The 26629-nt window shown below is 71.4% G+C and carries 28 protein-coding genes; 16 read left to right on the top strand and 12 right to left on the bottom strand.

What is annotated here, in order from left to right:
* The first annotated feature begins 61 nt into the window (after positions 1–61).
* From O0235_RS09010 to O0235_RS08995, 4 genes are all read left to right on the top strand, one after another.
* The gene (locus tag O0235_RS09010) at positions 62–1075 is read left to right on the top strand and encodes a DnaJ C-terminal domain-containing protein (RefSeq protein WP_270055460.1); all 1014 of its coding nucleotides are present in this window, start codon (positions 62–64) and stop codon (positions 1073–1075) included.
* A 16-nt stretch (positions 1076–1091) separates the two neighbouring features.
* Positions 1092–1466: a heat shock protein transcriptional repressor HspR gene (locus tag O0235_RS09005; RefSeq protein WP_270055459.1), complete on the top strand. Its 375-nt coding sequence runs from the start codon at positions 1092–1094 to the stop codon at positions 1464–1466.
* 96 nt (positions 1467–1562) lie between these two features.
* Complete coding sequence (locus O0235_RS09000) at positions 1563–4058, top strand: ATP-dependent Clp protease ATP-binding subunit (protein WP_373324431.1); 2496 nt, start codon at positions 1563–1565, stop codon at positions 4056–4058.
* Positions 4059–4171: 113 nt separating this feature from the next.
* Positions 4172–4711 (top strand): MOSC domain-containing protein, encoded by a 540-nt coding sequence (locus tag O0235_RS08995; RefSeq protein WP_270055457.1) that lies wholly within the window; start codon positions 4172–4174, stop codon positions 4709–4711.
* Between the two features lie 76 nt (positions 4712–4787).
* On the opposite strand, the gene O0235_RS08990 is transcribed toward O0235_RS08995, so the two are convergent.
* Positions 4788–5516 (bottom strand): hypothetical protein, encoded by a 729-nt coding sequence (locus O0235_RS08990; RefSeq protein WP_270055456.1) that lies wholly within the window; start codon positions 5514–5516, stop codon positions 4788–4790.
* Between the two features lie 180 nt (positions 5517–5696).
* Here O0235_RS08990 and O0235_RS08985 point away from each other — a divergent pair, with 180 nt between their 5' ends.
* Positions 5697–6878 (top strand): serine hydrolase domain-containing protein, encoded by a 1182-nt coding sequence (locus O0235_RS08985; protein WP_270055455.1) that lies wholly within the window; start codon positions 5697–5699, stop codon positions 6876–6878.
* A gap of 37 nt (positions 6879–6915) precedes the next feature.
* Positions 6916–7368: a pyridoxamine 5'-phosphate oxidase family protein gene (locus O0235_RS08980; protein ID WP_270055454.1), complete on the top strand. Its 453-nt coding sequence runs from the start codon at positions 6916–6918 to the stop codon at positions 7366–7368.
* 12 nt (positions 7369–7380) lie between these two features.
* Here O0235_RS08980 and O0235_RS08975 read toward each other — a convergent pair whose 3' ends face one another.
* Both O0235_RS08975 and O0235_RS08970 read right to left on the bottom strand, forming a co-directional pair.
* Positions 7381–8421, bottom strand: coding sequence for an MBL fold metallo-hydrolase (locus O0235_RS08975; RefSeq protein WP_270055453.1), 1041 nt, complete (start codon positions 8419–8421; stop codon positions 7381–7383).
* Between the two features lie 93 nt (positions 8422–8514).
* Positions 8515–8955 carry a phage holin family protein gene (locus O0235_RS08970; RefSeq protein WP_270055452.1) on the bottom strand — a complete coding sequence of 147 codons (441 nt, stop codon included), beginning with the start codon at positions 8953–8955 and terminating at the stop codon, positions 8515–8517.
* Between the two features lie 129 nt (positions 8956–9084).
* On the opposite strand from O0235_RS08970, the gene O0235_RS08965 reads away from it, so the two are divergent.
* Positions 9085–9903, top strand: coding sequence for a hypothetical protein (locus O0235_RS08965; RefSeq protein WP_270055451.1), 819 nt, complete (start codon positions 9085–9087; stop codon positions 9901–9903).
* Positions 9904–10542, top strand: a complete 639-nt coding sequence (locus O0235_RS08960) for an RNA polymerase sigma factor (RefSeq protein ID WP_270055450.1) — start codon at positions 9904–9906, stop codon at positions 10540–10542.
* Positions 10543–10566: 24 nt separating this feature from the next.
* On the opposite strand, the gene O0235_RS08955 is transcribed toward O0235_RS08960, so the two are convergent.
* From O0235_RS08955 to O0235_RS08935, 5 genes are read right to left on the bottom strand one after another with little or no spacing between them, the layout of a single operon-like run.
* Positions 10567–11370, bottom strand: a complete 804-nt coding sequence (locus O0235_RS08955) for a DUF4388 domain-containing protein (protein WP_270055449.1) — start codon at positions 11368–11370, stop codon at positions 10567–10569.
* 33 nt (positions 11371–11403) lie between these two features.
* Positions 11404–11853 carry a hypothetical protein gene (locus O0235_RS08950; protein ID WP_270055448.1) on the bottom strand — a complete coding sequence of 150 codons (450 nt, stop codon included), beginning with the start codon at positions 11851–11853 and terminating at the stop codon, positions 11404–11406.
* Positions 11854–11877: 24 nt separating this feature from the next.
* A complete protein-coding gene (locus tag O0235_RS08945) occupies positions 11878–12897 on the bottom strand; it encodes a hypothetical protein (protein WP_270055447.1) in 1020 nt (339 codons plus the stop codon).
* Between the two features lie 5 nt (positions 12898–12902).
* Positions 12903–13307, bottom strand: coding sequence for a roadblock/LC7 domain-containing protein (locus O0235_RS08940; RefSeq protein ID WP_270055446.1), 405 nt, complete (start codon positions 13305–13307; stop codon positions 12903–12905).
* 32 nt (positions 13308–13339) lie between these two features.
* Complete coding sequence (locus O0235_RS08935) at positions 13340–14584, bottom strand: HAMP domain-containing protein (RefSeq protein ID WP_270055445.1); 1245 nt, start codon at positions 14582–14584, stop codon at positions 13340–13342.
* A 276-nt stretch (positions 14585–14860) separates the two neighbouring features.
* Between O0235_RS08935 and O0235_RS08930 the strand changes: the two genes are divergently transcribed.
* The 3 genes from O0235_RS08930 (at position 14861) to O0235_RS08920 (ending at position 18606) form a co-directional block, all read left to right on the top strand.
* Positions 14861–16039 (top strand): acyl-CoA dehydrogenase family protein, encoded by a 1179-nt coding sequence (locus tag O0235_RS08930; RefSeq protein WP_270055444.1) that lies wholly within the window; start codon positions 14861–14863, stop codon positions 16037–16039.
* Positions 16040–16276: 237 nt separating this feature from the next.
* On the top strand, positions 16277–17794 hold the full coding sequence (locus O0235_RS08925) for an alpha/beta fold hydrolase (RefSeq protein WP_270055443.1): 1518 nt from the start codon (positions 16277–16279) through the stop codon (positions 17792–17794).
* Between the two features lie 59 nt (positions 17795–17853).
* Complete coding sequence (locus O0235_RS08920; protein WP_270055442.1) at positions 17854–18606, top strand: tyrosine-protein phosphatase; 753 nt, start codon at positions 17854–17856, stop codon at positions 18604–18606.
* Positions 18607–18621: 15 nt separating this feature from the next.
* On the opposite strand, the gene lepB is transcribed toward O0235_RS08920, so the two are convergent.
* The 3 genes from lepB to O0235_RS08905 form a co-directional block, all read right to left on the bottom strand.
* Entirely contained in the window at positions 18622–19557 is a 936-nt protein-coding gene (gene lepB / locus O0235_RS08915; protein WP_270055441.1) for a signal peptidase I, read from the bottom strand.
* A 139-nt stretch (positions 19558–19696) separates the two neighbouring features.
* Positions 19697–20548 (bottom strand): enoyl-CoA hydratase/isomerase family protein, encoded by an 852-nt coding sequence (locus O0235_RS08910; RefSeq protein ID WP_270055440.1) that lies wholly within the window; start codon positions 20546–20548, stop codon positions 19697–19699.
* A gap of 343 nt (positions 20549–20891) precedes the next feature.
* Positions 20892–21122 carry a hypothetical protein gene (locus O0235_RS08905; RefSeq protein ID WP_270055439.1) on the bottom strand — a complete coding sequence of 77 codons (231 nt, stop codon included), beginning with the start codon at positions 21120–21122 and terminating at the stop codon, positions 20892–20894.
* Between O0235_RS08905 and O0235_RS08900 the strand changes: the two genes are divergently transcribed.
* From O0235_RS08900 to O0235_RS08885, 4 genes are all read left to right on the top strand, one after another.
* Positions 21116–21742, top strand: coding sequence for a histidine phosphatase family protein (locus O0235_RS08900; RefSeq protein WP_270055438.1), 627 nt, complete (start codon positions 21116–21118; stop codon positions 21740–21742). The two genes, O0235_RS08905 and O0235_RS08900, sit on opposite strands and share 7 nt — an antisense overlap.
* Entirely contained in the window at positions 21739–22521 is a 783-nt protein-coding gene (locus O0235_RS08895; protein ID WP_270055437.1) for a rhomboid family intramembrane serine protease, read from the top strand. Before O0235_RS08900 ends, O0235_RS08895 begins: the two co-directional genes overlap by 4 nt.
* A gap of 81 nt (positions 22522–22602) precedes the next feature.
* Positions 22603–23766, top strand: coding sequence for a Fic family protein (locus tag O0235_RS08890; RefSeq protein WP_270055436.1), 1164 nt, complete (start codon positions 22603–22605; stop codon positions 23764–23766).
* Between the two features lie 220 nt (positions 23767–23986).
* On the top strand, positions 23987–24745 hold the full coding sequence (locus O0235_RS08885) for a CAP domain-containing protein (RefSeq protein WP_270055435.1): 759 nt from the start codon (positions 23987–23989) through the stop codon (positions 24743–24745).
* Between the two features lie 533 nt (positions 24746–25278).
* Here O0235_RS08885 and O0235_RS08880 read toward each other — a convergent pair.
* Positions 25279–26106, bottom strand: coding sequence for an SDR family NAD(P)-dependent oxidoreductase (locus O0235_RS08880; protein ID WP_270055434.1), 828 nt, complete (start codon positions 26104–26106; stop codon positions 25279–25281).
* Positions 26107–26185: 79 nt separating this feature from the next.
* Here O0235_RS08880 and O0235_RS08875 point away from each other — a divergent pair, with 79 nt between their 5' ends.
* On the top strand, positions 26186–26623 hold the full coding sequence (locus O0235_RS08875) for a DUF488 domain-containing protein (RefSeq protein ID WP_270055433.1): 438 nt from the start codon (positions 26186–26188) through the stop codon (positions 26621–26623).
* Positions 26624–26629: the final 6 nt, after the last annotated feature.

Genomic DNA, 26629 nt, shown 5'->3' with positions numbered 1-26629 from the left:
CGTTATCAGGCTTTTCGTCAAAATCTTGCAAAGCCCGGCGGGAGGCGGTATGCTCAGGGGCATGGCAAAGGACTTCTATGAGGTGCTCGGCGTCAGCCGGACCGCCACCGAGAAGGAGATCAAGGCGGCCTACCGGAAGCTCGCCCGGAAGTACCACCCGGATGTGAACCCGGGAGACAAGGCGGCCGAAGCGCGCTTCAAGGAGATCAACCAGGCCTTCGAGGTGCTTTCGGACCCGGAGAAGCGGAAGAAGTACGACCGCTGGGGCGACCAGTGGGAGCTGGCCGACCAGTTCGAGGCGGCCGGCGCCCGGCCCGGCGGCGGCACTCCGTTCGGACGGGCCGGCGGCGCGCCCTTCGGGCGGGAGAACGGCGGCGACCCGTTCGGCGACTTCGGTTCGATCTTCGAGACGCTGTTCCGGCGGGAGCGCGGCGGGCCGCGGGGCATGGGCGCGAACCGCCGCGGCCAGGACGTCGAAACGCCGGTGGAGATCAGCCTCGAGGAGGCGTTCCACGGGACGACGCGGACGCTGAACCTGCAGACGCCGGAGGTGTGCCGGACCTGCGGCGGGACCGGGGAGATTGCGGGGGCGCTCTGCCACGCGTGCGAAGGGATGGGCACGGCGATGAAGCTGCGGCGGCTCGAAGTGCGCATCCCGCCGGGCGTGAAGACGGGCTCGCGGGTGCGGATCGCGGGCGAAGGCCGGCCGGGGACGGGCACGGGCGCGCCGGGCGACCTCTACCTGCTGGTGACGGTGCTGCCGCACGCGCGCTTCGAGCGGAAGGGCGACGACCTCTACGAGGAGGTCGACGTCCCGGTCATCGATGCGGTGCTCGGCGGCGAGGTGACGGTGCCGACGATCGACGGGCGGGTCGCGCTGCGCATCCCGGAGCTGACGCAGAACGGCAAGCAGTTCCGCCTCTCGGGCAAGGGGATGCCGGTGCTCGGCCAGGCGGGCAAACGGGGCGACCTGTACGTGAAGGTGCGGGCCGTGCTGCCGGACCGGCTGAGCGCGGAAGAGCGGAAGCACTGGGAGGCGCTGCGGGAGCTGCGCGGCGCCGGGGTTCGACCCTGAGGGAAGGAGGTGACCGATGGCGCAGGACGAAAAGAACGGCACGGGCCTCCCGGTCGACGATGACGAGCCGATGTACGTCATCTCCATCGCGGCGCGGCTGGTGGGGATGCACCAGCAGACGCTGCGGTACTACGAGAAGGTTGGCCTCATCCGCCCGAAGCGGACGGGCGGGAACATCCGGATGTATTCGAACGCGGACATCCAGCGGATCCGGACGGCGCAGCGGCTGATCGATGAGCTGGGCGTGAATCTCGCGGGGGTGGACATCATCCTGCGGATGAACGAGCAGATTCGGCGGCTGCAGGCCGAGCTGGAGGCGACGCGGGCGGAGCTGGACCGGCTGCGGGCGACGCGGCTGCCGGCGCCGTACCGGAACGGGCCCGCCTCCTAGGCGGAGCAGCGAAGTGGCGGGCGTGGGGCCAGGGGAACACGACGAGCGGCGCCCGGAACCCTGGGCATTCGAGCGAACGAGGAGACAGAAACGATGATGCGACAGGACAGGTTCACGGAGCAGGCGCAGGAGGTGCTGGCGGCCTCGCAGGAGCTGGTGCGGCAGAAGCGCAACAGCCAGTGGTCGGTGCCCCACGTCCTCTGGGCGCTGGTGAACCACAAGGGCGGGCTGGCGGAGCAGGTGCTGCAGAAGCTGAACGTGGATACCCGGCGGCTGAAGGACCGGGTGGCCCGGGCAGTCGATGCGCTGCCGACGCTGGCCTACGACGTGGTGCAGATCTACACGACGCCGGAAGTCGTGCGGATGCTGGAGGTGGCGAACGCCGAGGCGGAGCGGCTGAAGGATGAGTACGTGGGCGTGGAGCACCTGCTCATCGCCATCGCGGACAACGAAGAGAGCGGCGCGACCCGGCTGCTGGCGGAGTTCGGCGTCACCAAGGAAGGCATCTACCGGGCGCTGCAGGACATCCGCGGCAGGCAGCGGGTGACGAGCCAGACGGCGGAGAGCCGCTACCAGTCGCTGGAGAAGTATTCGACGGACCTGACGGAGCTGGCCCGGCAGGGGAAGCTCGACCCGGTCATCGGCCGCGAGGCGGAGATTCGCCGGGTGATGCAGATTTTGAACCGGCGGACGAAGAACAACCCGGTGATCATCGGCGAGGCGGGCGTCGGCAAGACGGCGATCGTCGAAGGGCTGGCGCAGCGGATCGTCGCCGGCGACGTGCCGGAGAACCTGCAGGGCAAGCGGCTGCTGGCGCTGGACATGGGCGCGCTGGTGGCGGGCTCGAAGTTCCGCGGCGAGTTCGAGGAGCGGCTGAAGGCCGTGATGGACGAGGTGAAGCAGGCCGAGGGGCAGGTGATCCTGTTCATCGATGAGCTGCACACGGTCATGGGCGCCGGCGGGGCGGAGGGCGCGATCGACGCCTCGAACCTGATGAAGCCGGCGCTGGCCCGCGGCGAGCTGCACGTCATCGGCGCGACGACGCTGGACGAGTACCGGGAGCGGATCGAGAAGGACCCGGCGCTGGAGCGGCGGTTCGCGCCCGTGTACGTGGAGGAGCCGAGCATCGACGACACGGTCGCGATCCTGAAGGGGCTGCGGCCGAAGTACGAGGCGCACCACAAGGTGGAGATCACGGACGACGCCATCGAGGCGGCGGCGCGGCTCTCGGCGCGGTACATCACCGAGCGGCGGCTGCCGGACAAGGCGATCGACCTGATCGACGAGGCGGCGAGCAAGCACGTCATCGAAGCGCAGTCGCTGCCGGATGAGCTGCGCGACCTCCAGGAGGAGCTGGAGGAGCTGGCGCTGGAGACGGAGGCGGCCGTCCAGCGGGAGGACTACGAAGCGGCGGCCCGGATCAAGCAGCGCATCCTGCAGCTCCAGGACGAGTACCAGCGGCGGAAGGCCGCATGGGAAGCGGAGCACCCGGAGATGGACCGCCGGGTGACGGCCGAGGACATCGCGAAGCTCGTGGCGGAGATGACGGGCATCCCGGTCTCGAAGCTGGAGGAAACGGAGCAGGAGAAGCTGCTCCACATGGAGGAGTTCCTGCACCAGCGGGTCATCGGGCAGGACCGGGCGATCAAAGCGGTCTCGGATGCGATCCGCCGGGCGCGGGCCGGGCTGAAGGACCCGAAGCGGCCGATCGGCTCGTTCATCTTCCTCGGGCCGACGGGCGTCGGGAAGACAGAGCTGGCGAAGGCGCTGGCCGAGTACCTGTTCGACACCGAGGACGCGATGGTGCGGATCGACATGTCGGAGTACCAGGAGCGGCACTCGGTGAGCCGGCTGATCGGTGCGCCGCCGGGCTACGTCGGCTATGAGGAGGGCGGCGCGCTCACGGAGGCGGTCCGGCGGCGGCCGTACCGGGTCATCCTGTTCGACGAGATCGAGAAGGCGCACCCGGACGTGTTCAACACGCTGCTGCAGGTGCTGGACGACGGCCGGCTGACGGACGGCCAGGGCCGGACGGTGGACTTCCGGAACACGGTCATCATCATGACGAGCAACCTGGGCACGAGCGCGCAGGAGCGGGCGACGTTCGGCTTCACGGTGCGGTCGGATGAGATGAGCGAGCAGGAGATCCTGCAGGGCTCGGTGGAGAAGGCGCTGCGGGAGTTCTTCCGGCCGGAGTTCCTGAACCGGATCGACGAGATCATCGTGTTCGAACCGCTGACGCAGGAGCAGCTGACGCAGATCGTGGACCTGCTGGCGAACGAGGTGCGGAAGCGTCTGTCGGAGCGGCGGATCGACTTCGAGCTGACGCCGGCCGCGAAGGCTGAGCTGGTGCGCGAGGGGTACGACCCGGTGTACGGCGCGCGGCCGCTGCGGCGGACGGTCCAGCGGCGGCTGGAGAACGAGCTGGCGCGCCGGATCCTCGCCGGCGAGTTCCGCGAGGGCCAGAAGGTGGTCGTCGACTTCGCCGACGGCGAATTCCGGTTCACGGCGGTCGACGCGGAGCCGGCGGGCCCGGCCGGCCGGGACAGCGACGGCGACGTCGTCGAAGGCGAGGTCATCGAAGCCGTCTGAGGCCGCCCGAGGTTCGAGAGAGCGCCGCCCCGGTAACCCCGGGGCGGCACGCTTTCGCGCCGGGCGCAGCGGGTGCGTTGAGCGCACGGAGCCCCTGCCGGTATAGTGGCGGTATGGGCGTGCTCGTCGCCTTCTGCCGGAGCCCCGGGCACGACTTTTCGAAACGCCCAATGCCGGAGGGCCGGCTCGTCGCCGGCATCGGGCTCGAGGGGGATGCCCACGCGGGCGCAACGGTGCAGCACCGTTCGCGCGTGATGCGGGACCCGCGGCAACCGAACCTCCGGCAGGTTCACCTGATCGCAGAGGAGCTGCTGGCGGACCTCCGGGCGCGGGGTTTCCGCGTGAAAGCGGGCAGCCTCGGGGAGAATTTCACGACTCGGGGCGTCAACCTGCTTGCGCTGCCGGCGGGAACGCTGCTGCGCATCGGCTGTGGGGCGGCGGTCCGGGTCACGGGGCTGCGGAACCCGTGCCGCCAGCTGGACGACTTCGCGCCGGGCCTCATGGCGGCGCTGCTGGAGCACCGGCCGGGCGGCGCGCTGCAGCGGCTCGCGGGCGTGATGGGTGTGGTGGAAGCTGGGGGCACTGTCCGCCCGGGTGACAGGGTGACGGTCGAGCTGCCGCCACTCCCGTGGCGCACGCTGGAGCCGGTCTGAGGAGCAAGCGAACAGAAGGGGCTCCCCGCCCGGGGAGCCCCCGTTCTTGCGGCGAACGTGCGGAACAGCCGGGCGGCTACTGGACGGGGAAGGGCGGCTCGAAGAGTTTGCTGTCGACGCTCTTCGAGAATGTCTTCAGCTCCATCTTGAGGCCGTCGCCCTCGACGAGGGTGACGACGGGGTCGCTCTTGGCGACGCAGAGGGTGGTGGTGCCGGGCTGGCTCTTGAGCGACGTCTCCCAGCAGCGGGAATCGATGCCGTTCACCTTGCGGTCGGCGACTTTCTTGTAGGTAGCCTGGAGGTCGACGTCACTGGCGATGTCGCCGGGGTCGAGGAGGTTGCCGCCCGTGCTGGACTTCGTGCAGGTGCCAGTCCCGCCGACCTTGAAGCAGGTGTAGGAATCCTTGCCGTCGAAGATGAAGACGAACTCGTTGCCTTCGATGGAGCCGGCGGCGTACTGCTTCGGCGGGTCCTGGACCATCTTGAGTTCGGTCTGCTGGCCGTCGGCCGTCATGGCGTAGGTAGCGGAGTACTTGAGCTTCTGCATCTGCTCAGAGACTTTCTTGAGCTCGGCGGGGAGGTCGTCGCTGCCGCCGCCGGAATCGGCGGCTTTCGTGGGGGTGGCGCCGGCGGCCTTCGTGGGGCTGGAGCCGGCTGGCGCGGTCGCGTCGCCGCTGCCGCCGGCGGGGGTGGTGGCGGATGCGCCGCCGCTGTCGTCTTTGCCGCTGCAGGCGGCGGCGAGGAGGGCGGCTGCGAGGCCGATGCTGAAGAAGGCGAGCGACGGCTTTTTGAGGGTTTCGAACATCGAGGCTCCTTGGCGGCGGGATGCCGCACAGGCATTGTCGACCGGGCTGTGCAATGGGAAAGTCCCCGCGATGCAATCTTTCCGTTTCGGCGGCGGTAAGCAGCGGGCCGGGAGTTTCGAAGCCGGTTCGGGAGGCGTAGAGTGCGCGGCACACGACTTCCATTGCATGGGGGAACCGCGATGGTGAACGAAGCGCTGAACGAGAAGGTGCACGCGCTGCTGCTCGAGCAGATTGCGCGGGGGACGCAGCTGGGGACGCAGGTGTGCGCGTACCTGGCCGGTGAGAAGATCGTCGACACGTGGGCAGGGCAGATGGGGCCGCGCGACCCGCGGCCGGTGGGGCCGGATACGCTCTTCAGCAGCTTTTCGACGACGAAGGGCGTGGCGGCGACGGCGCTCCATATCCTGGCCGACCGCGGCGTCATCGAGTACGAGCAGCCGGTGGCGCGGTACTGGGAGGCGTTCGGGCAGCAGGGGAAGGAGCGGGTGACAGTGGCGCAGGCGATGAGCCACCAGGCGGGGCTGCACGCGATGCCGATGACGCCGGAGGGCGCGGCGCCGCTGCTGGAATGGGAGAACGGGCTCCGGTACATCGAGGAAGGGGTGCCGGCGTGGACGCCGGGGACGGCGACGGGCTACCACGCCATCACCTACGGCTGGATTGCCGGCGGGATCATCCAGCACGCCGACGGGCGGCACATCCAGCAGGTGCTGGCGGACGAGATTGCGCGCCCGCTCGGGCTCGAAGGCGAGATGTACATCGGCATCCCGGAGGGGGTGGAGGAGCGGCTGGCGACGCTGCTGACGGCGGAGGAGCAGGCGGCGGCCGGCAGCCAGGGCCAGCAGCAGCAGGGCCGGGCGGCGATGTTCCAGCTGCCGCCGGACCACGACTTCTTCAAGGCGATGCCGCCGCGGCTGGGGTGGAACTTCAACGACATGCGGGTGCGGCGCGCCTGCCTGCCCGCGGCGAACGGGCACTTCACGGCCAGGGCGCTGGCGAAGATGTACGGCGCGCTGGCGAACGGCGGCGTCGTCGATGGGGTCCGGCTCGTCTCGAAGGAGCGCATCGGCCTGATGAGCGCCATCCAGACCGAGGAGCCGGACCGGGTGATCATGATGCCGCTGCCGAAGAGCATCGGCTTCTTCAACGGCGGCAAGGTGGCGGGCCAGCACGGGGCGACGGGGCCGCGCAAGACGGCGTTCGGGCACCCGGGCGCCGGCGGGTCGATCGCGTTCGCGGACCCGGAGGTGGGGCTGGCCGTGGCGGTCACGATCAACAAGATGCAGTCGACGCTGCAGGCGGAGGGGCCGACGTTCGAGATTTGCGAGCTGATCCGGCAGGAGCTGGGCCTGAACGGCTGACTGGCCCGCGGGGCCGCGGGACGGCAGGATCGGGGGCATGGGGACGCGGCCGCTGACGCCGGCTGAGGTGGAGCTCGTGCTCGCGAAGGAGCGCGTGGTGCGCGTGGCGTTCTTCGGCGCCGACGGGCACTTCCTCGTGCCGATGTTCTACGCCTGGGCGGAGGGCGCGCTCTGCGGGCTGACGACGCCGGGGCGCAAGGTGGAGATGGGGCGGGCGAACGGCCGCGTGGCGTTTCAGGTCGACAGCACGGCGACGACGGGGCCGTGGGAGTGGGCCTCCGTCTCGGGGCACGGGCAGTGGGTGGAGGTGGCGGACCCGCTGGAGTTCGGGGAGTTCGCGGCGGCGTTCTACCGGCGGCTGGCGGATGCGCCGGCGTGGGCGGTGAGCGCGCTGGAGGAGCGGTTCGGCCAGCGCGGCATCGTCGGCTGGCGGATCATCCCGGAGGCGCTGTCCGGCCGGGCGCACGGCCCGGAGGAGGACGACGGGTAGGCGGGGCTGCGGCTACACCGGCAGCCAGTAGAGCTGTTTGCCGCGCATCACCTTGGCGAGCCGGCCGAGCTCGAAGAGGTATTCGAGGTGGGCGAGGGTCTCGCCGACGGCGGCGCGCTGCATCCACGGTTCGAACTCTTCGAGCCTGCCGGTGGCCCACTTCACGCGGCCGGCGACTTCCCAGGCGGTGGAGCCGCCGCGGTCGACGCAGGCGAGCATCTCGTCGAGCCGGATCTCGTGGTGGTCTTTGATTTCCCGGATGCGCTTTTTGAGGTCCGTGATTTCGAACTCGTGGGCGGGCAGGACGAGCTGCACGTCGAGGTCGACGAGCGCTTCGAGGGAGCGCATGTAGTCGCCGAGGGGGCTGCCGTGCGTCTGGGCGTGGATGGAGACGTTGGGGGTGATGGTGGGGAGGATGTGGTCGCCGGTGAGGAGGATTTTGCGGTTCGGTTCGTAGAGGCAGATGTGGCCCGGGGAGTGGCCGGGAGTCCAGATGACTTCGAAGTCGAAGCTGCCCACCTTGAAGGTTTCGCCGCCTTTGAGCTGGGTATCGGGCGGGACGGCGGCGACGGCGCCGAGCATGCCCATGGAGCCCTGGGCCATCTGGGGCGTGGCCATGGGCGGGACGCCGTTCAGCTCCATGAAGCGGGCCATCTCGTCGGTGAGGGCGCGGGGGGCGAAGTAGCGGGTGGCGATGACGTCGGCGTCTTTTTCGTGGACGGCGACGTCGCAGGAGGAGAGCTGCTTGAGGCGGCCGGCCATGCCGTAGTGGTCGGGGTGGATGTGGGTGATGACGAGGCGCTGGATTTCGGCGGGGTGGCTGCCGTGCTCGCGCATGCCCTCTTCGAGAGCCTGGTAGGCGGAGTCGGTGTTCCAGCCGCAATCGACGAGGACGACGTCGCCGCCGTCCTTGAGGAGGTAGGGGAGCACGTAGGGGAGGCCCTTCGTGACGCGGGGGTGCTCCTGGAGCTGGCGGCGGAGGGCTTTCGCGTCGTCGATGGTGAACTGCGGGAACGGGGTAAGGAGCTGGTAGATGCCGTCGATGATGCGCATGCGGGTGCCCCGTGGGTGCTCGCCGCCCGGCGGGTCGGCGGCGAGGTCATCCTACGCAGGTGATTCGCGCGAGGCAAAAGGATGGGGGCGGGGTCACTCGAAACGGCGCGCGACCCGGCCGGGGTTGATGAAGCGGGTGAGGAGGAAGCTGACGATGCTGATGAGGATGGCGCCGAAGAAGGCGCTCCAGAAGCCGTCGATGGCGAAGCGGATGCTGTCGAATTTGCCGGCGATCCAGGCGGTGAGGGCGAGGAGGGCAGTGTTGATGAGGATGAGGACGAGGCCAAGGGAGAGGACGATGCCGGGGAGCGCGCTGATGACGAGGAGCGGCTTCAGGTAGGCGTTGAGGAGGCCGAGGATGAGCGCGACGGCGAGGGTGCTGCCGAGGCCGTCGAGGTGGATGCCGGGGACGAGGGCGGCGGCGACCCAGACGGCCGCGGCCGTGACGAGCCAGCGGACGATGAAGGCGGCGATGCGGCCGGCGGTGGAAGGTTCGCGGCTGGAGCTGCCGACGACGATGAAGGTGGTTGGCATGCGGGTAGTAGAGCACAGGCGGGGAGTTTTTGGGAGCGGCTGACACCTTTCGGCCGGCGGGGCCGATGTATCCTGTGGGACCGGTGACCCATCGGTTCCGCAATTTGCCGATGGTGGCCGTGTGACAGGATGGCAGACGATACCGGGGACCGCATCGAAGCAGCGCTCAGCGGGAGCGCCCCGCCGGACCGCGAGGCAGCGGAGCTGGCGGCGCTGGCGCGCGCCGTGAGCGGGCTGCGCGTGCCCGGCCCGGACCGGGACGCGATGGACCGGATGTGGGCGCGGTTCGAAGACCGGACGCGGCGCCGGCGCGGGGCGGCGGCGTGGCTGCTGGGCTGGGCAGGCATCGGGAGCGAGCGGCGGCCGCTGGTGCAGCGGCTGGCCGCCGGCGCGGTGCTGTTCGCGGCGGCAGTGGGCGGGGCGACGGCGGCCGGGGTGGATACCACGGCGGCGCTGCGCGGGGCGGGCGAATTCGTGGTGAACGCCGTCCGGAACCTGGCGCCCGGGGGGAGCGGGGAGACGGGCGGGGATGCCGCGGCACCGACGCCGACGCCGACCGGGGCGCCGGCGACGCCGACGGCCGGTCCGACGGGGACGCCCGGGACTGGGGCGGGCGCAGGGACGACGCCGACGCCGGCGGCGACAGCGGGCCAGGGCAGCGGCCCGGCGCCCGGGCAGACGGCGCCGGCGAATCCGAGCCCGGTGCCGGCGGCCCCAACCCCGGCAGCGACTGCGACCGCCACTTCGACGCCGGCGCCAGCCGCGACGCCGACGGCGGCTCCCACCCCGGCGCCCACGGCGCCGCCGACCCCGGCGCCCACGCTGCCGCCGACCCCGGCAGTGACGCCGCCGCCGACGCCGGGTCCGACGATCGCGCCGACACCGCCGCCGCCGTCGCCGACGCCGGACGACGATGACGACGACGATGACGACGATGAGGACGACTGAATGACCGCCGTCGTCCTGCGCTGGGGCGGCCTGGCGGCGGCGCTCGCCTCCGCGCCCCGGCGGGCACCGGGGGAGGAGGCGGCTGCGGGCGCGGCGGGAACGGCCCGCACGGAGGCCGGGCTGATCGAACGGCTGCGGCGGCGGGAGCCGGGGGCGTGGCGGGTGCTGTTCGAGCAGGAGATGCCGGCCATCTACCGCTATGCGTATTCGCGGGTGCCGTCGGCGGAAGACGCGGAGGACCTGGCGTCGCTGGTCTTCGAGCAGGCGTGGAAGAGCGCGGAGCACCTGCAGGACCGCGGGCTGCCGCCGCGGGCGTGGCTGTTCGGGATCGCGCGGCACGTGGTGACGGAGCACCGGCGGCGGCTGTTCCGGGCGCCGCCGGCGGTAGCGCTGGAGGCGTTCGATACGCCGCATGCAGGGCTCGAAGGCCATGCCGAGCAGATGGCGCTGGCGAAGGCGGTGGCGCAGCTGCCGCGGGCGGACGCGGAGGTGGTGACGCTCCGCTTTCTGCACGGGCTGTCGCTGGCGGAGACGGCGGAGGCGATGCGGGTGACGGTGGACGCGGTGAAGGCCCGCCAGGGGCGGGCCCTCAAGAAGCTGCGGGAGCTGCTGGGCGAGGAGTTCGCGCAGGGGCTTTGAGGCGCCGCCGGCCCGCGGCTCGGCTCAGGCGGCCTGGCCGCGGAGCATGGCGAGCATCGTCTGCTGGAACTTCACGCGCTTTTCGGGGTCGGTGATCTCGGCGCTGATCGCCTCGGCGAGGCGGGCGATGCCGTCGCGGGGGAAGTCCTGCCGGGTGTGCCCCATGGCGTCGAGGCAGTCGTCGATGATGATCTCGGCGAGGGGGCCGACGGCGGCGGCGACGGCGGTATGGAGGGCCTGGAAGAACTGGGGGCCGGCGAGGGCCCGCGCGGCCGGCGCGAGCTGCTGGGGCTTTTCGAGGTCGACGAGGCCGGCGAGCTTGAGGCGGTAGAGGCGGCGCATCGCTTCGAAGTCGTCGACGCCGAGGGCGGCGGCGAGGCCGGCGGCGGTGCGGGCGCCGTCGAGGAGGGCGATGACCTCCCAGTCGGCGGCGTCGATGGTGACGGTGGGGCCCGGCGCTTTGCGGGCGAGGCGCGGCACGACATCCATGGAGGGGACGACGCGGCGGATCGCCTCGCGTTCGCTGGCGACGCGGGCAGCCTCGGCGAGGAGCTGCTCGAGGGTGCGGGTGATGGTGCGCTCGGGGGCTTCTTCGCCGGGGATGAAGCGGAACTGGCCGTTGGGCCAGGTGACCAGCCGGGCGAAGGCGGGCTCGCCCCACTCGCCGGCGGCCTCGGCATGGACGAGCTGGCCGCGGTGGAGGTAGATATCGCCGAGGTCGAGGCCGGAGGAGAGCTCGAGGCGGCCGGTCTGACCCCCGGCGGCGAGCATCTTGAGGAGGTCGACGAGGGGAAGCTGGGCGAGGCTGCCGGTGAGTCCTTCTGGCATGGGTGTCCTCCCTGGGGCGCGGGCTGCGGCAGGCTACTGGCTGCGCTGGGCGATGACGTTCCAGCTGAGCCAGGAGCCCGGGTCGAGGGCGGTGCGGTTGACGAGCTGGGCGCGCTCGGAGCGGTGTTTCTGGAGCCGCTTCTGGGCGGCCGGGTCTTTCTTCCAGGCGGCGGTGACGACGTCGGCGGTCATGCGGACGATGGCCATGTCGACAGCGGGCTGGGCGATGACGAAGAGGACGGCGTCGCCGATATCCTGCGCGAGGAGGCGCCAGGAGTCGTAGGTGAGGTCGATGCGGCTGGCCTGGAAGCCGGCAGCCTGGAGGGCGACGAAGGCGCGGCCGATTTCACGGCCGATGGTGTTCATGGTGACGGTGGCGAGGACCGCGGGGTCGGAGCTGACGATGACGTCGCCGCGGTTATCGCAGAGGAAGGCGCCTTCGACGGCGGGAAGTGCGGTGAGTTGCTCGATCTCGCGCTCCATGGCTGGACTCCCTGGCGGGCCTGGTCAGGCGACGAACTCCTGGAACTCCTCCCGGAGACCGAACCGGTCGATGACGGCGGCGTGCCGTTCGCTGATGCCTTCGAGCGCGGCGCGGACGCGGGTTTCGAGGTCGGCGCGCTTGAGCTGGAAGGCGAGGCGGGAGACGGTATCGCCGAGGCAGTCTCCGAGGGCTTTGCTGAAATCTTCGGGCAGCGGGCCATGGAACTCGATGGTCCCGCCGGTGTATGCGAATTCGGCAGCGAAGGGATCGAGGAACGGGTAGGTGGCGGCGCGGTTGACGAGGGTCTCTTTGAAGGCGAGGGCGAAGCGGCCCGGCTTCGAGATGCCGTCGACGTACTGCTCGACGCGCTGGAGGACGTCGCCCCAGAAGGCGAGGAGGTCATGCCGGTAGGATTCGGCCTGGGGCGCCTGGCGGGGGAGGCCGATGGCAGCAGGGGCGCTCGCTTCGATGAAGACGTTGAAGGTGCCGCCGGCGGCGTTGACGGCGGCGACGATGGCGTTGAGCGCGTCCTGGCCGGACATGAGCGGGACGCGCGGGGCGGAGAAGACGGATTCGATCGGTTCGCCGTCCTGGAGGTAGATGACGCCGACGCCGGCATCGCCGGTGACGTGGACTTCGACGTAGCCGGTGACGGCATCGGTGCGGAGCTTGGCGATCAGGCGGTCGAGGCTGGTGAAGGCGCTGGTGAGGTCCTTGTAGAGGGGCCGGCTGTCCATCAGCCGGTTGATGAGGAGGACGACATCCGGGAAGGCCGTGGAGACGGTGATGGTCCCGTCGCGGCCGGTGGCGCGCTCGGCGATGCTGCGGATGGCGGCGGGGCCGGTGATGAGGTCGGGACCGGCGGAGACGACGCCGTTGAGGATTTCGCCTTCGGAGAGGATGAGGGTGCCGGTGTAGCCGGGGAAGGCGACTTCGACGTAGCCGGTGAGTTTGCGGCTGCGGCAGTCTTCGAGGAGGGCATCGAAGGCGGTGAAGGCGGTGTTGAGGTTGCTGTAAACGACGCGGTCGCGCGGGAACATCATGGCGGTCAACTCCTGGCGGACGGGGTAGCGCCGAAACGGCGGATGATGGGCTGGAGCGCGGCGGCGATGGCCTGGCCGCGGCCGGGCGCGTGGGTGATGCAGAGGTAGGCGCCCTGGAGGGGGAGGATGGCGGCCTCGGCGGGGCCGCCGGAGATGGCGGCCTGGAGGAAGCGGCTGCCGGCGAGCTGGCGGCCCATGCCGCGGAGGTCGCCGTCGGTGGGGAGGGCCTCGGCGCGGAGGGCGACGAAGCTGGCGAGCGCTGCGGCGCGGGCCGGGTCGGGCTCGTTGACGGCGGCGAGGGGCTGGCCTTCGGGGCCGCAGACGGTGACGCTGCGGACGCCTTCGACGTGGCGGACGGCCTGGGCGATGCGGCTGGCGGTTTCGCGGCTGAGCGGTTCGGCGGGCTGCATGGCCGGTCACCTCCCTCGTTGCGCTGGTGCGGTTAGGCGGCCTGCTGGCGGCGCTGGCGGAGCCGCTCGATAGCGGCACGGAGGCTCGTCTGCATGCGGCGGAGCGATTCGGCGAGACGGCCGATTTCGTTGTCGGATTCGACGTCGATGCGGGCATCGAGTTCGCCGAGGGAGATGCGGTCGGCGACCTCGGCGAGGTGCCGGACCGGCCGGGTGATGCTCATGGAGATGACGACGGCGAGGAGGAGCGCGAGGGCGACGCCGGCGACGGCAGCGCCGCCGAACATGTAGAACTGCTGGCGGGCATCGGCGGCGCGCTGGTCGAACTGGCGGTTGAGGGTTTCCTGGGCGGCGGCGAGGAGCTGGTTCGAGGTATCGATGGCGCTGCCGCCCATGTAGAAGAAGCCCTCGGCGGCGGTGTTGGAGAGGTTGCCGCTGATGAGCACCTGATTGCGCGTCATATCGAAGAAGGTCGAGCGGGCGGTGCCGGCGCGGCGGACGGCCGGGTCGAGGGTGTCGTTGAAGGTGCGGTTCTCGCTCATCGCCACCTGGAGCTGGCGGTCGAGGCTTTCGGCGTATTCCGTGGCGATGGCCAGCTGGGCGGAGAGGAACATCTTCTGGGCATCGGTGGCGGTGAGGTTCGCGCGGGTGAGCAGCGTTTCGGTGCCGGTCGCGCGGATGAGGGAGAGCGATTCCGTGAGCCGCGGGAGCGATTCGGTGAGGGCGGCGATGACGGCGCGGGTATCGAGGTCGGGGTCGAGGACGAGTTCGGAGCGGGTGGCGACGGTGGAGAGGAGGGGGAAGATGCCCTCCTGGATGAGGCGGGTGTGGGCGGCGTTGGCGGTCTCGGCCGAGCTGGTGGACGCTTTGACGGTCGCCCACTCCTGGTTGAGGAAGGCGACGAGGTCCTTCGTGCCGAACCGCGCGCCGTAGCGGGAGTCCATCTCGTTGATGGCGGCGAGGGCGTTCTCGGCGGCCCGCTCGGACTGCTTCATGGTTTCGACGGAGTTGACGTCGCCGGCGAGGACGCGGAGGGCGAGGCCGCGGTGGAGCTGGACTTCGCGGAGGAAGGGGATGACGGTGGAGATGTACTCGAGGCCGTCGCGCTCTTTCGCAGCCTGCTGCTGGGTCTCGCGCTGGGCGAAGAACTGGACGGCGAGCAGGGCGATGATGGGGATCGCCATGACGGCCACGATCAGGCCGAGTTTGTTGGCGATGTTCATGTTGCTGATGGCCGAGAAGCCGGGCAGGTGCGGACGACGCATGGTGCTCTCCATCGAGTCCCCAATCCTGGGGGCGTGATCGGGAATGCGATCGGGGAGGCGGCCGCTCACGGGGATGCGGCGATCCCTTCTCGTTTCCAAGTTCGACTCGGTTCTTCCACGCAAAAGGGGATCCCGGGTAGCTGATGGTTGCGGGCGGGCGCGGAGGGGGACAGGAGGGGAACGGCGCGGTGACGCGCGCCCGGGGAGCGCCGGGCGGGGGAGCGATGGGCGGTGCTGGGGTACACTCGGGAGTCGCCGGGGCGGGGCGCAGACCGCGAGGAGGCAACGATGGATTTCCGGCTTTCCCCCGAGACCGAGGCCTGGCGGGCCGAGCTGCGGGCGTTCCTGAAGGCGGAGCTGCCGCCGGAGTTCGAGGGCGACGACGACTTCTTCGACAACGAGGAGCAGATTGCGTTCGCGCGGGAGTTCACGAAGAAGCTCGGGGCGCGGCGCTGGTTCGCCCCGGCGTGGCCGGAGCAGTACGGCGGGATGGGGAAGACGGCGATCGAGCAGTTCATCCTGAACGAGGAGCTGGCCTACCACCGGGCGCCCTCGGGCGGGCGGCTGTTCACTATCGGCATCACCGGGCCGACGATGCTCGTGCACGGGACGGAGGAGCAGAAGGCCCGCTACCTGCCGAAGATGGCTTCGGGCGAGGAGTGGTACTGCCAGGGCTTCAGCGAGCCGGGCAGCGGGTCGGACCTGGCGAGCATGCAGACGCGGGCGGTGCGCGACGGCGACGACTACATCATCAACGGGCAGAAGATCTGGACCTCGAACGGGCACGTGGCGGACCGGATGCTGCTCTTGGCGCGGACGGACCCGGACCAGCCGAAGCACAAGGGGATCAGCGCCTTCATCGTGGATATGAAGACGCCGGGCATCACGGTCCAGGGCATCGACAACATCGCCTACCGGCACGATTTCAACCAGGTGTTCTTCGAAGACGTGCGGGTGCCGGCGCGCGACCTCCTGGGCGGGGAGAACAACGGCTGGTACGTGGCGACCACGACGCTGGATTTCGAACGCTCGAACATCGCCGCGATCTCCGGGGCGCGGCGGACGATCCACGACCTGGTGCGCTGGGCGAAGGAGCGGCACCCGGGCGGCCGGCCATGGGACAAACCGGAGGTGCGGGTGAAGCTGGCGGACCTGGCGGTGAAGGCGGAGGTGGGCCGGCTGGTCGCGTTCCGGACGGCCTGGCTGCAGGCGAAGGGGGAGGTGCCGAACTACGAGGCGAGCATCGGCAAGGTCTGGATGGCGATGCTCGGCATCGAAGTCGCGAACACGGGCGTGAACCTGCTCGGCGCGTACGGCGCGCTCCAGCCGGGTTCGAAGTGGGCGCAGCTCCGGGGCCGGGTATTGACGAGCTACTTGCTCGCGATGTCCGGGCCGATCGGCGGCGGGACGAGCGAGATCCAGAAGAACATCATCGCGCAGCGGGGGCTCGGGCTGCCGCGCGGGTGAGGGGGCGCGCGGCGGCTGGCCGCCTTCGGCGGCGGTGGCGCGGCTGGCGCCGCGGGGATGGCTGGCCGCCTTCGGCGGCGCCGCGGGATGCCGCCGCTCCGCGGCGGCGGTGGAGCAGGGAGGAGGGAGTTGGGAGCCGGGAGGGAGGACAACTCCCAACTCCCAACTCCCAACTCCCGGTTCCCGCCTCCCGGCCGGAGGCTTGCCCGGGGTGCGGGTTCCGCCTAGAGTCGGGGCATGCCGCTCTTCGGGGAGCCGGGCCAGCGCATCGCGTACGAGCGGTACCCGCACCCGGGAGGCGGCCCGCCGCTTTACCTGGTGCATGGCTTCACGGCGAGTGCGGCATCGTTCGCGGCAAACCTGGCGGCGCTGCGGGAGCACTTCACGGTCGTCACGGTCGAGCTGCTGGGGCACGGGGGTTCGGACGCCCCGGCGGACCCGGCGGCGTACGCGCCGGCGAAGGCGGTGGAGCGCATCCTCGGGCTGATGGACGCCCTGGGCGATGCGCGGGCGCTCCTCTGCGGGCATTCGCTCGGCGGCGCCGTGGCGGTGCAGTGCGCGCTGGCGGCGCCGGGACGGTTCGCGGGGCTGGTCATCATCAATTCGGCGTCGGCGGCGGGCACGCCGGCGTGGGCGGCGGCGGCGCGGGAGGGGATGCTGGCGCTGGCGGCGCGGGTGCGGGCCGAGGGGACGGCGTTCCTGAAGGCGACGCGGCTCTACCCGGCGCATGGCAGGCGGCTGGACGAGACGTCGCGGGCGCTGCTGGTGCGGGACTTCGACCGGCTGACGCCGGAGGGGCTGGCGGGCACGGCGGAGGGGCTCATCCCGGCGGTGAACGCATTCGAGCGGCTGCCGGAGCTGCGGGTGCCCGTGCTGGTCATCGCCGGGGAGCGCGACCGGGACTTCATGGAGGTGCTGCCGGGCTTTCTCGCGCAGCTGCCGCACGGGCTGGCGCGCGTCGTGCGGCTGCCGGGCGCGGGGCACGCGGCGAACCTGGAAGCTCCGCGGGAGTTCGAAGCCGCGGTCATCAATTTCGCGCGGGAGCTCGGAGTGCTCGCGCCGCCGGCCGCCGGGACGCGCGGGCCGGCGGGAACGAACGCCCTGAGCGTCGCCGGCGGGGTGCTGATCGCGGCGGGTCTCGGGATGCTGGCGGCGGCGCTGCTGGTCGGCAGCCTCGGCCGGGACAGCGGCGGACAGGTCTTCGTGGCGGAGCCGGAGCCGAGCCCGGCGGCGGGCTTCACGCCGGTGACCGCCGTGGCTGGCACGCGTACAGCGGTGCCCGTCGCGCCGGGGGCCGCCTCGACGCCGGCGAACCCGGGCGGGGGCGCGGCCACCCCCGGGGCGCCCGGGGCTTCGCCTACGCCTTCGCCAACCGCGACCGCGACACCAACCCGGGCGGCGGCCGCGCCCGCTGCGACCGCGACGGCGACGCCGACCGTTCCGCCGACGCCGACTCCGTCGAACACGCCCGTGCCGACGGCGACACCGACCCCGGCGGGGCCGTACGCGGCGATTGCCGGGCCGGTCCGGGTGGAGGCAGGGGCGAGCGCGACCTACTACGACGTCTCGAACCCGACGCCGCTGCGGGTGACGTGGATGACGCCCTCCGGGACGTTCCGGGACGTGCACGGGGTGACGGTGACCTTCGCGGCAGCGGGCTGCTACGGCATCACGATGGAAGCGATTTTCGCGGACGGGGTGACGCGCACGGCGGTGCTGAACGTTGCGGCCGGCGAGGCGAGCTGCGGCAGCTGACCTCGTTCGATGAACGGTTCGTGAACGCCCGGCTCGCGGCGATGGCGTAGCATGGGGGTATGCACGATACGACCCTCCCCCGCGACCTCGAAGGCGTCCACAATTTCCGGCCGGTCGGGCCGTACCGGGTGGCCGGGGGCCGGGTGCTCCAGCCGGGGAGGGTGTTCCGTTCGGGAGCGCTGGAGCCGATGACGGCGGCGGACCGGGAGGTGCTGGAGCGGGCGATCGGGGTGCGGACGATCCTCGACCTGCGGCACCCTGACGAGCTGGCGCTGGCGCAGGGGCCGCACCCGCTCAGCGACCGGGTGGTTCGGCTCTCGATCTTCCGCGAGGAGTGGCGGCAGGAGGAGCTGATCGCGGAGCTGAACGGCCTGTACGGGCCGGGGCCGTCGCCGCGGCGCTACCTGCACTACCTCGACATCGGGGGCGACCGGCTGGCGCGGGCCTTCGAACTGTTCGCCGAGGAGGGGCGCTACCCGTTCCTCGTGCACTGCACGGCGGGGAAGGACCGGACGGGCGTGCTCATCGGGATGATCATGGACGTGCTGGGGGCGGACCCGGCGGACATCGCGCACGAGTACGGGCTGAGCGACGCGAGCATCGACCGGCTGCTGGCCTACCTGCGGGCGAGCGGGCGGCAGCTGGAAGGGACGGAGGAGGAGATCCGGGCGCGGCTGGCGACGCCGCCGGAGCGGATGGCCGGGTTCATCGAGCTGCTGCACGAGCACCACGGCGGGGCAGAGGCGTTCTTCCGGAAGCAGGGCGTGAGCGCGGCGACGATCGACCGCGTGCGGGAGCTGCTCACGGCCTGAGCGGGCCGGCGGGCGTCACTCCGGCGCCGGCGCTTCGGCGGCGGCGAAGCGGGGCGTCTCGTTCGGCGCCGGGCCGAAGCGGTCGCGCGGCCACCAGGTGATGAGCGCCTTGCCGACGATGCGGTCGGCGGGAATGGGGCCAAGCACGCGGCTGTCCTGGCTGTGGTTCCGGTTGTCGCCCATCACGAAGTAGGCATCGGCAGGGATGCGAACCGGGGCCATGTCACCGACGGCGGGCTCGCCGCCCGCGAGGTAAGGCTCGACGAGGGCGCGGCCGTCGATGTAGACGGTGCCCTGGCGGATTTCGACCGTTTCGCCGGGGAGGCCGATGACGCGCTTGACGAGATCGCGGTGGACGCCAGAGGGGTGGTGGAAGACGACGATATCGCCGCGCTGGGGGCCGCCGAAGAGGTACCGCTCGGCGGGCGGGCCGGGCTCCCAGCCGGGGACCCAGCGGGCGAGGGCGGCGACATCGACGCGGCTGTAGGCGAGCGAGTTGACGAGCAGGAATTCGCCGTCTTCGAGCGTGGGCGCCATGGAGCTGCCGTCGACCCGGTAGTGCTGGATGCTGGCGCGGACGGCGAGGAAGACGAGCAGGGCGAGGAGGACGGTTTCGAGGATTTCGCGCGCCACGGCGCCAAGCCGGGCGCGGCGGCCCGCCGCTTCGGGCGCGGCGGCGGGCGGGCCGGCCGGCTCTGCGGGCCGGGGAAGCGGGAGCGGGGCCGGTGCGGGAGGGGGCTCGCGGCCGGCGGGGCCGTGCTGGGGCGCCCAGCGGCGCGGGTCGCGGAAGAGCCAGTCGAAGGAGGGGGGCGCCTCGCTGCCGGCCGGTTCGCGCTGGGCGGCGCCGGCGCGCCAGGTGCCTTCGGGGTCGGCCGCGTCCGGGACGCTGTCGTGGTCCGGGCTGAGGGCCGGCCAGGAGAGGCGCCGCTGGGGCTGCGGGGCTTCGCCCATGGTGAGATTACGCCACATCCGGGTGCCGGGGGCCACTGCCGGGGTCCAACCCCGGGCGGCCTGTCCTTTCACCCGGAGGTTCGGCCGGCGACGCGCCGCCGGACAGGTCGTTCAAACCTGAATGATCGAACCGGAGCCGTCAGCGGCCTTCGAGCCAGGCGTTGAAGCGGGGCGGGCGGCGTTCGCGGAAGGCGGCCACGCCCTCCGCCGCGTCGGGGTGGTGATCGCTGATGGCGGTGCGGGCAGCGATGTCTTCGAGGGCCTGGGCCCAGGTGCTCTCCGCGGCGAGGTAGAGGGAGCGCTTCAGGAGGCGCATGGCGACCTGCGGGCCGTCGGCGAGTTCGCGGGCGAGGGCCATGGCGCGGTCCATGAGGTCGGCCGGTTCGCAGACCTCGTGGACGAGGCCGAGCTCGAGGGCTTCGGCGGCGGAGACGATCCGTTTCCGCATGAGGAAGTCCATCGTCTTTGCGAGGCCGATGAGCTGGACGAGGAGGGCGTGACCGCCTTCATCGGGCAGGAGGCCGAAGCGGAGCGTGGCGCTGCCGAGGCGGGCATCGCTGGAGGCGATGCGGAAATCGCAGGCGAGGGCGAGGGAGAGGCCGGACTGAATGGCGACGCCGTTGATGGCAGCGATGCAGAGCTTATCGAGGCTGCGGACGGCGGTGTTGAGGGCCTGGGAGAGGACGCGGAGGCCGTTGTAGGTGCCGATCTCCTCGCGGTGGCCGGGGAAAATGTCAGGGACGAGGGCGGGGCCGCCGGGGAGCGGCCGGCCGGTGATGTCGTCGCCGGCGCAGAAGGCGCGGCCGCTGCCGGTGAAGACGAGCACGCGGACGCGGTCGTCCATCTGGGCCTGGGTGAGGACTTCGATGAGGTCGCGCTTGATGGGCTGGGCGAGGCCGTTGAGGCGGTCGGGCTGGTTGAAGGTGATGACCGCGATGCCGGGGGGTTCGAGCCGGATATCGAAGCCGCGGAAGGTGCCGGTGGGGAACATGGACGCCTCGAGAGCTGGGAGTTGGGAGTTGGGAGTTGGGAGAGTGTAGCGGGGTGGCGCGGCTGGCGCCGCGGGGGATGGCTGGCCGCCTTCGGCGGCGGCGCCGCGGGATGGCGCCGCTCCGCGGCGTCGGGGGGAGGGGAGTTGGGAGCTGGGAGTTGGGAGCTGGGAGGAGGGAGTTAGGAGCAGGGAGCTGGGAGACGGGAGGGAGGCTGACTTCTAGCCGTAGCCGCGGGGCTCCGTCCCCGCGGAGGGCCGGGAGGCCCACCCCGGTCGCCGAATCCTCCCGCCTCCCGGAGCATCCGTTGGGCGCATGGCGCCCCGCGGGGACGGAGCCCCGCGACTACGGAGTTGGAAGTTGGGAGTCGAGAGTTGGGAGGGAGCGTGATGCTGCCGGGGATGCCGTCAACCTCCAACCTCCAACCTCCCCGGCCAGCGCCGGCGCGGAGCGCCGGCATCCCGCGGCGATGCCGCCGGCAGGCGGCGAGCCATCCCGCGCCGCGGGCGGCCAGCCCGCGGCATCCCGCCGCTCCCCTCTCGGGCCGCCGCGCTCTACCCTGTAGGGCCATGACACGACAGCGGACGCGCATCCTGCTCACCCGGCACGGGCAAACCGTGGCAAACGTCGAGGGCCGCTTCTGCGGCCACAGCGAAACGCGCCTGACGCCGCTCGGCGAAGCCCAGGCGCGGGCCCTCGGCGCACGGCTGGCCGCGGTGGCCATCGACGCCTGCTACACGTCGGACCTCTCCCGGGCGGTCGAAACGGCCCGGCTGGCGCTCGGCGAGCGTGCCATCGCACCCGTCCGCCGGGCCGACCTCCGCGAGCGCCACTACGGCCAGTGGGAGATGGAGCGCGAGGACGACGTCCGCCGGCGCGACCCGGTTCGCTTCGCGCAGATGGAGGCCGAAGACCCGGCCTGGCAGCCGCCAGGCGGCGAATCGACCGCCGGCGTGCGGGCGCGGACGTTCGCAGCCCTGCAGGACATCGCCGCGGCGCACGCCGGCGAGACGGTCCTCGTCGTCGGGCACGGGACCGCGCTCAACTGCATGCTCTCGATGGTGCTCGGCATGCCGGAGACGCACGTCTTCCGGTTCGACGTGCGGCATTGCGCCCTGTTCGAAGTCGAGGCCGGGGACGGCCCGCTGACGGTGGTGCGGATGAACGATGCCGCCCACCTGGACGGGCTCGCGTGATCCCCGTCGGCGACAGCACGCGGCGGCATTCGACCCCCTGGGTCACGTACGCCATCCTGCTCGCGAACGTGGCCGTCTTCATCGCCATGCTGGGGATGGACGCGACGGTGCCGCGGGCGACGAGCTCGGCGACGCAGCGGTTCGCCGAGCAGACGGCAGGGGTGTGCTACGGCTTCCGCGCGCCGCCGAACGACCTGAACGAGTTCATCTGCCGGTGGGGCTTCCAGCCGAAGGAGTTCTTCGACACGCTGCGGGGGCAATCCGGGCTGACGGGCGCCGCCCGCTGGGAGGCGCTCCTCGCCATCGTCACGGCGCTGTTCATCCACGGCGGCTGGCTCCACATCCTCGGCAACATGCTGTTCCTCTGGGTGTTCGCGGACAATATCGAGGACCGGCTGGGGCATGCGGGGTTCCTCGTCTTCTACCTCGCCTCGGGCATCGCCGCCTCGCTCGTGCAGGGGCTGATGGACCCGCCGAGCGTGGTGCCGGTTGTCGGCGCGAGCGGCGCGGTGGCCGGCGTGCTGGGCGCGTACCTCGTCTGGTTCCCGCGCTCGACGGTGCACGTCGTCATCCCGTTCTTCATTCTCATCTTCATCCCGCTGCCGGTGCCGGCGTTCCTGATGATCGGGCTGTGGTTCCTGCAGAACCTGTTCGCGGGCTACGCGACGATCGTCGACACGGCCTCCACGGGCGGGGGCGTCGCGTGGTTCGCGCACATCGGCGGGTTCGTCTTCGGGGCGCTGCTGGCGATGACCGGCATCGGACGGCGGCGGCGCTAGCCCGGTATTTGCAGAAACGGGCCGAACTGCGAATAGTGAAGGCGGCTGTTTGCAGGAATGCAAACAGCGGAGGAGGCAGGCGTGCGGCGAACGACCGGCAGGTACGAACCGATTTCGTGGCGCGGGAAAGTCTTTCGCGGGTTCGTCCCCGACCCGTTGCCCCCCAACCCGCCTGTCGACCTCTCGGGTTCGCTGCATCAGCAGCTCGAGCGGGCGCTCCTCGCGCTCGGCCGCCTCGACGCGATCAGCGCCTTGCTCCCGAACCCGGAGCTCTTCCTCTACGGGTATGTGCGCAGGGAAGCGCTGCTTTCCAGCCAAATCGAAGGGACGCAGTCATCCTTCTCAGACCTGCTCCTTTTCGAAATCGATGAGGCGCCCGGGGTTCCCTTCGACGATGTGGTGGAGGTGTCGAGCTACGTCGCAGCGCTGGACTACGGGCTCGGCCAGCTCGCAGCCGGCTTCCCGCTCTCGAATCGCCTCGTTCGCGAGATTCACCGCATCCTCCTTTCGCGGGGACGCGGTGCGAACAAGCGCCCGGGCGAGTTCCGGGAGGAACCGGTCTGGATTGGGGGCCTGAGCCCTGAAACGGCCGAGTTCGTGCCCCCGGGTCCTGCCTTCGTCGAACCCTGCATGGCGGAGCTGGAGCGCTTCCTCCATTCCGAGGTCCCGGGCGGCGTGCTGATAAGGGCGGGGCTCGCACACGCGCAGTTCGAAGCGATCCACCCGTTCCTCGACGGCAACGGCCGAGCAGGCCGTCTGCTGATCTCGCTCATCCTCGCTGAGGCCGGGGTGCTCCGGCAGCCGCTCCTCTACCTGTCGCTCTACTTCAAGACCTACCGGTCGCAGTATTACCGGCTCCTCAACGCGACCCGGGAGGGCGGCGACTGGGAGGATTGGCTCGCGTTCTTCCTCGAAGGCGTGACCCAGACCGCGGGCTCGGCTGTCGAGACGGCGCATCGGCTCGTCGGCCTGTTCGAGCGGGACGCTGCCGCCGTCCGGGGCGTCGGCCGCCAGGCTGGCACGGCGCTGCGGGTGCTGGAAGCGTTTCGCCGGCGGCCGCTGCTGACGGTGAAGCGCGTCGCCAGCGACGCCGGGATGAGTTATGCCTCCGCCGACCGCGGGGTCCAGAAGCTGGTCGAACTCGGCATCGTGCGGGAAATCACGCAGCGGCGCCGTGACCGCCTTTTCGTCTACCGCGACTACCTCGACATCCTGAACGAGGGGGCCGAGCCCCTTTCCCGCTAGCCCCGGTTATTTGCAGAAACGGCCGGAACTGCGAATAGTGTAGGCGGCTGTTTGCAGGAATGCAAACAGCGGAGGAGGCAGGCCGCACCCCGGCGCACCTGTAAATTGTTGGTAAAGCGTTAGAACCTCGGCGGCCTGCGGGTTCCGCGTTCGCGGGGCGGGCGCTAGGGTGGAGGCGACACCGCGATGGCGCCGGCTTCCCCGCCGGCCGGGGGTGAGCATGCGACGACTCGTACTTGCGGCGGCCGGGCCGCTGCTCCTCGCCGGCGCCGTGCTCGGCTGGGGCCCCGGCGGCGGTTCGACACCGGCGCTCGCGCTGACGAACTGCTCGACGTCGACGCAGGCGCTCGATGCGGCGGAGCAGGAGCTGCTGCGGCTCATCAATGAGTTCCGGGCGCAGAACGGCGTCGCGCCGCTGAAGCCCTCGCCGAACCTCTCGCGGGCGGCGGCGTGGATGTCGGAGGACATGGCCGCGAAAGGGTACTTCGACCACACCGACAGCCTCGGGCGCAGCCCCTTCCAGCGCGTGCGCGATTGCGGCTATGCGAGTTCCGGCGCGGGCGAGAACCTCGCCATCGCCAGCAGCGCCCCGCAGGCGTTCAACCTCTTCGTCAACTCGCCGTACGGGCACCGCGAGAACATGCTGCGGACGATGTGGGTGGTCGCCGGCATCGGGCGCGCCGGCCCGTACTGGTCCGTGGTCTTCGGGAACGTGGACGATTCCGGGCAGGCGTGGGATACGCAGCCGCCGCCGCAGCCCACGGCGACGCCGACGCCGACGCCAACCGCGCCGCCAGCGAGCCCGTCGGCGCCGCCCGGGGGTTCGCCTCCTGCGCCGCCGGGTGCGGGCGGGGCCCAGCCGACGCCGACGATGGCGCCGACCGCAACCCCGACGCCGGCCGGCAGCGGCGCGCAGCCCTCGTCGAACCCGTTCCTCCCCCGGCGGGCGATTGCGCCGAACGTGACGGCGGAGGGGTAGGGGGAGGCGGCTGGCGCCGCCGGGGGATGGCTGGCCGCCTTCGGCGGCGGCGCCGCGGGATGCCGCCGCTCCGCGGCGGCGGTGGGGGCGGGAGCTGGGAGTTGGGAGTTGGGAGTTGGGAGTTGGGAGGAAGGATAACCCTCGACCTTCAACCTTCAACCTTCAACCTTCAACCTTCAACCTTCAACCTCCAACCTTCAACCTCTCATCGTAGTCGCGGGGCTCCGTCCCCGCGGGGCGCCATGCGCCCAACGGATGTTCCGGGAGCCGGGAACCGGGGGCGGGAACCGGGAAGCGGGTGGATGCGAACGGCCGGGCGGGCCTCGCCGGCCCTCCGCGGGGACGGAGCCCCGCGACTACGGAGTTGGGAGCAGGGAGTTGGGAGCAGGGAGGGAGAATAACCTCCAACCTCCAACCTCCAACCTCCAACCTCCAACCTCCAACCTCCAACCTCCAACCTCCAACCTCCAACCTCCAACCTCCGCCGGCGGTCGCTGCCTCCCGCTTCCCGCTTCCCGTCTCCCGCTTCCCCGCTAGCGGAGCGTGATGCCGCCGTCGACGGCGATCGCCTGGCCGGTGATGTTGCGCGCCGCGGGGCTGGCGAGAAAGGCGGCGAGTTCGCCGATATCCTCGGGCGTCTGTTCGCGGCCGAGGGGCACGCCGCTCTTCACCACCTCGAGGAAGATGTCGCGCGGCGATTTGCCGGCGAACTGGGGCACGGTGCGCTGCATCATCGCCGCCATGCCCTCCCACGCGCGCGTCCAGAGGAAGCCGGGGCAGATGGCGTTCACCCGGATATCGAACGGCGCGTATTCGAGCGCGCAGCTCTTCGTGAGGGAGATGACGCCGGCCTTGGCGGCGGCGTAGGCGGGGAGCGTGGGGGCGGCCTGCAGGCCGGCGATGCTGGCGATGTTGACGATGGCGCCGCCGCCCCGCTGCTTCAGGTAGGGCAGCGCGGCCTTCGTGCCCAGGAAGGTGCTGCGGAGGTTCTGGGCGAGCTGCTCGTCCCAGGCCTCGGGCGGCATGTGCTCGACCCGGCCGCCGGCGGCGGGCACCGAACCGATGGCCGCGAGGTCGACCGGGCCGCGGCCGGCGCCGGCGTTGTTGACCATGATGTCGAGCCCGCCGAACGCCTCGGCGACGCGGCGGACGGCATCCTGCAGCTCCGGCTCGACGATGACATCGCAGGCGAGGCCGAGGCCGGGGGTCGGGAGGGCGGCGGCGGTCGCGGCGGCCTGCTCGCCGTCGAGGTCGAGGATGGCGACGCGGGCGCCCTGGCGGGCCATGACGGCGGCGATGCCGGCGCCGATGCCGCGGGCGCCGCCGGTGACGATGGCGGTCTTGCCTTCGAGGGGCAGCATGGGGTGGTCCTTTCGTAGGGGGCGAAAGATTCAGCGGGGGAACTGTAGCAGAGGGGAGGGGGAGTACACTCCTGCCGCGATGCGCGTCGCCACCATCGGGTTCACGAAGAAATCGGCGCGGGAGTTCTTCGGCCTGCTCCAGCAGAGCGGAGCGCAGCGGCTCGTCGACGTCCGGCTGCACAACGTCTCCCAGCTGGCCGGGTTCGCCAAGCGGGACGACCTCGCCTACTTCCTCCAGGCGGTCTGCGGGATGGCGTACGCGGAGGAGCCGCTGCTCGCGCCGACGCCGGAGCTGCTGGACGGCTACCGGAAGGGCAAGCGCGGCTGGCCGTGGTACGAGCGCGAGTACCTCGCCCTGCTCGCGGCCCGGCGGGTGGAGGAGCGGGTGCCGCGCGAGCTCATCGACGGGGCGGTGCTGCTCTGCAGCGAAGCGACGCCGGAGCGCTGCCACCGCCGGCTGGCGGCCGAATACCTCGCCCGGGAGTGGGGCGGGCTGGACATCGTCCACCTGGTGTGAGCCCGC

It is taken from the genome of Tepidiforma flava, from assembly GCF_027594505.1.
In the GTDB taxonomy this organism is placed as follows: Bacteria; Chloroflexota; Dehalococcoidia; order Tepidiformales; family Tepidiformaceae; genus Tepidiforma; species Tepidiforma flava.
Note: the sequence above shows the minus strand (reverse complement) of the source record. Positions and strands in the feature narration are given on the sequence as shown.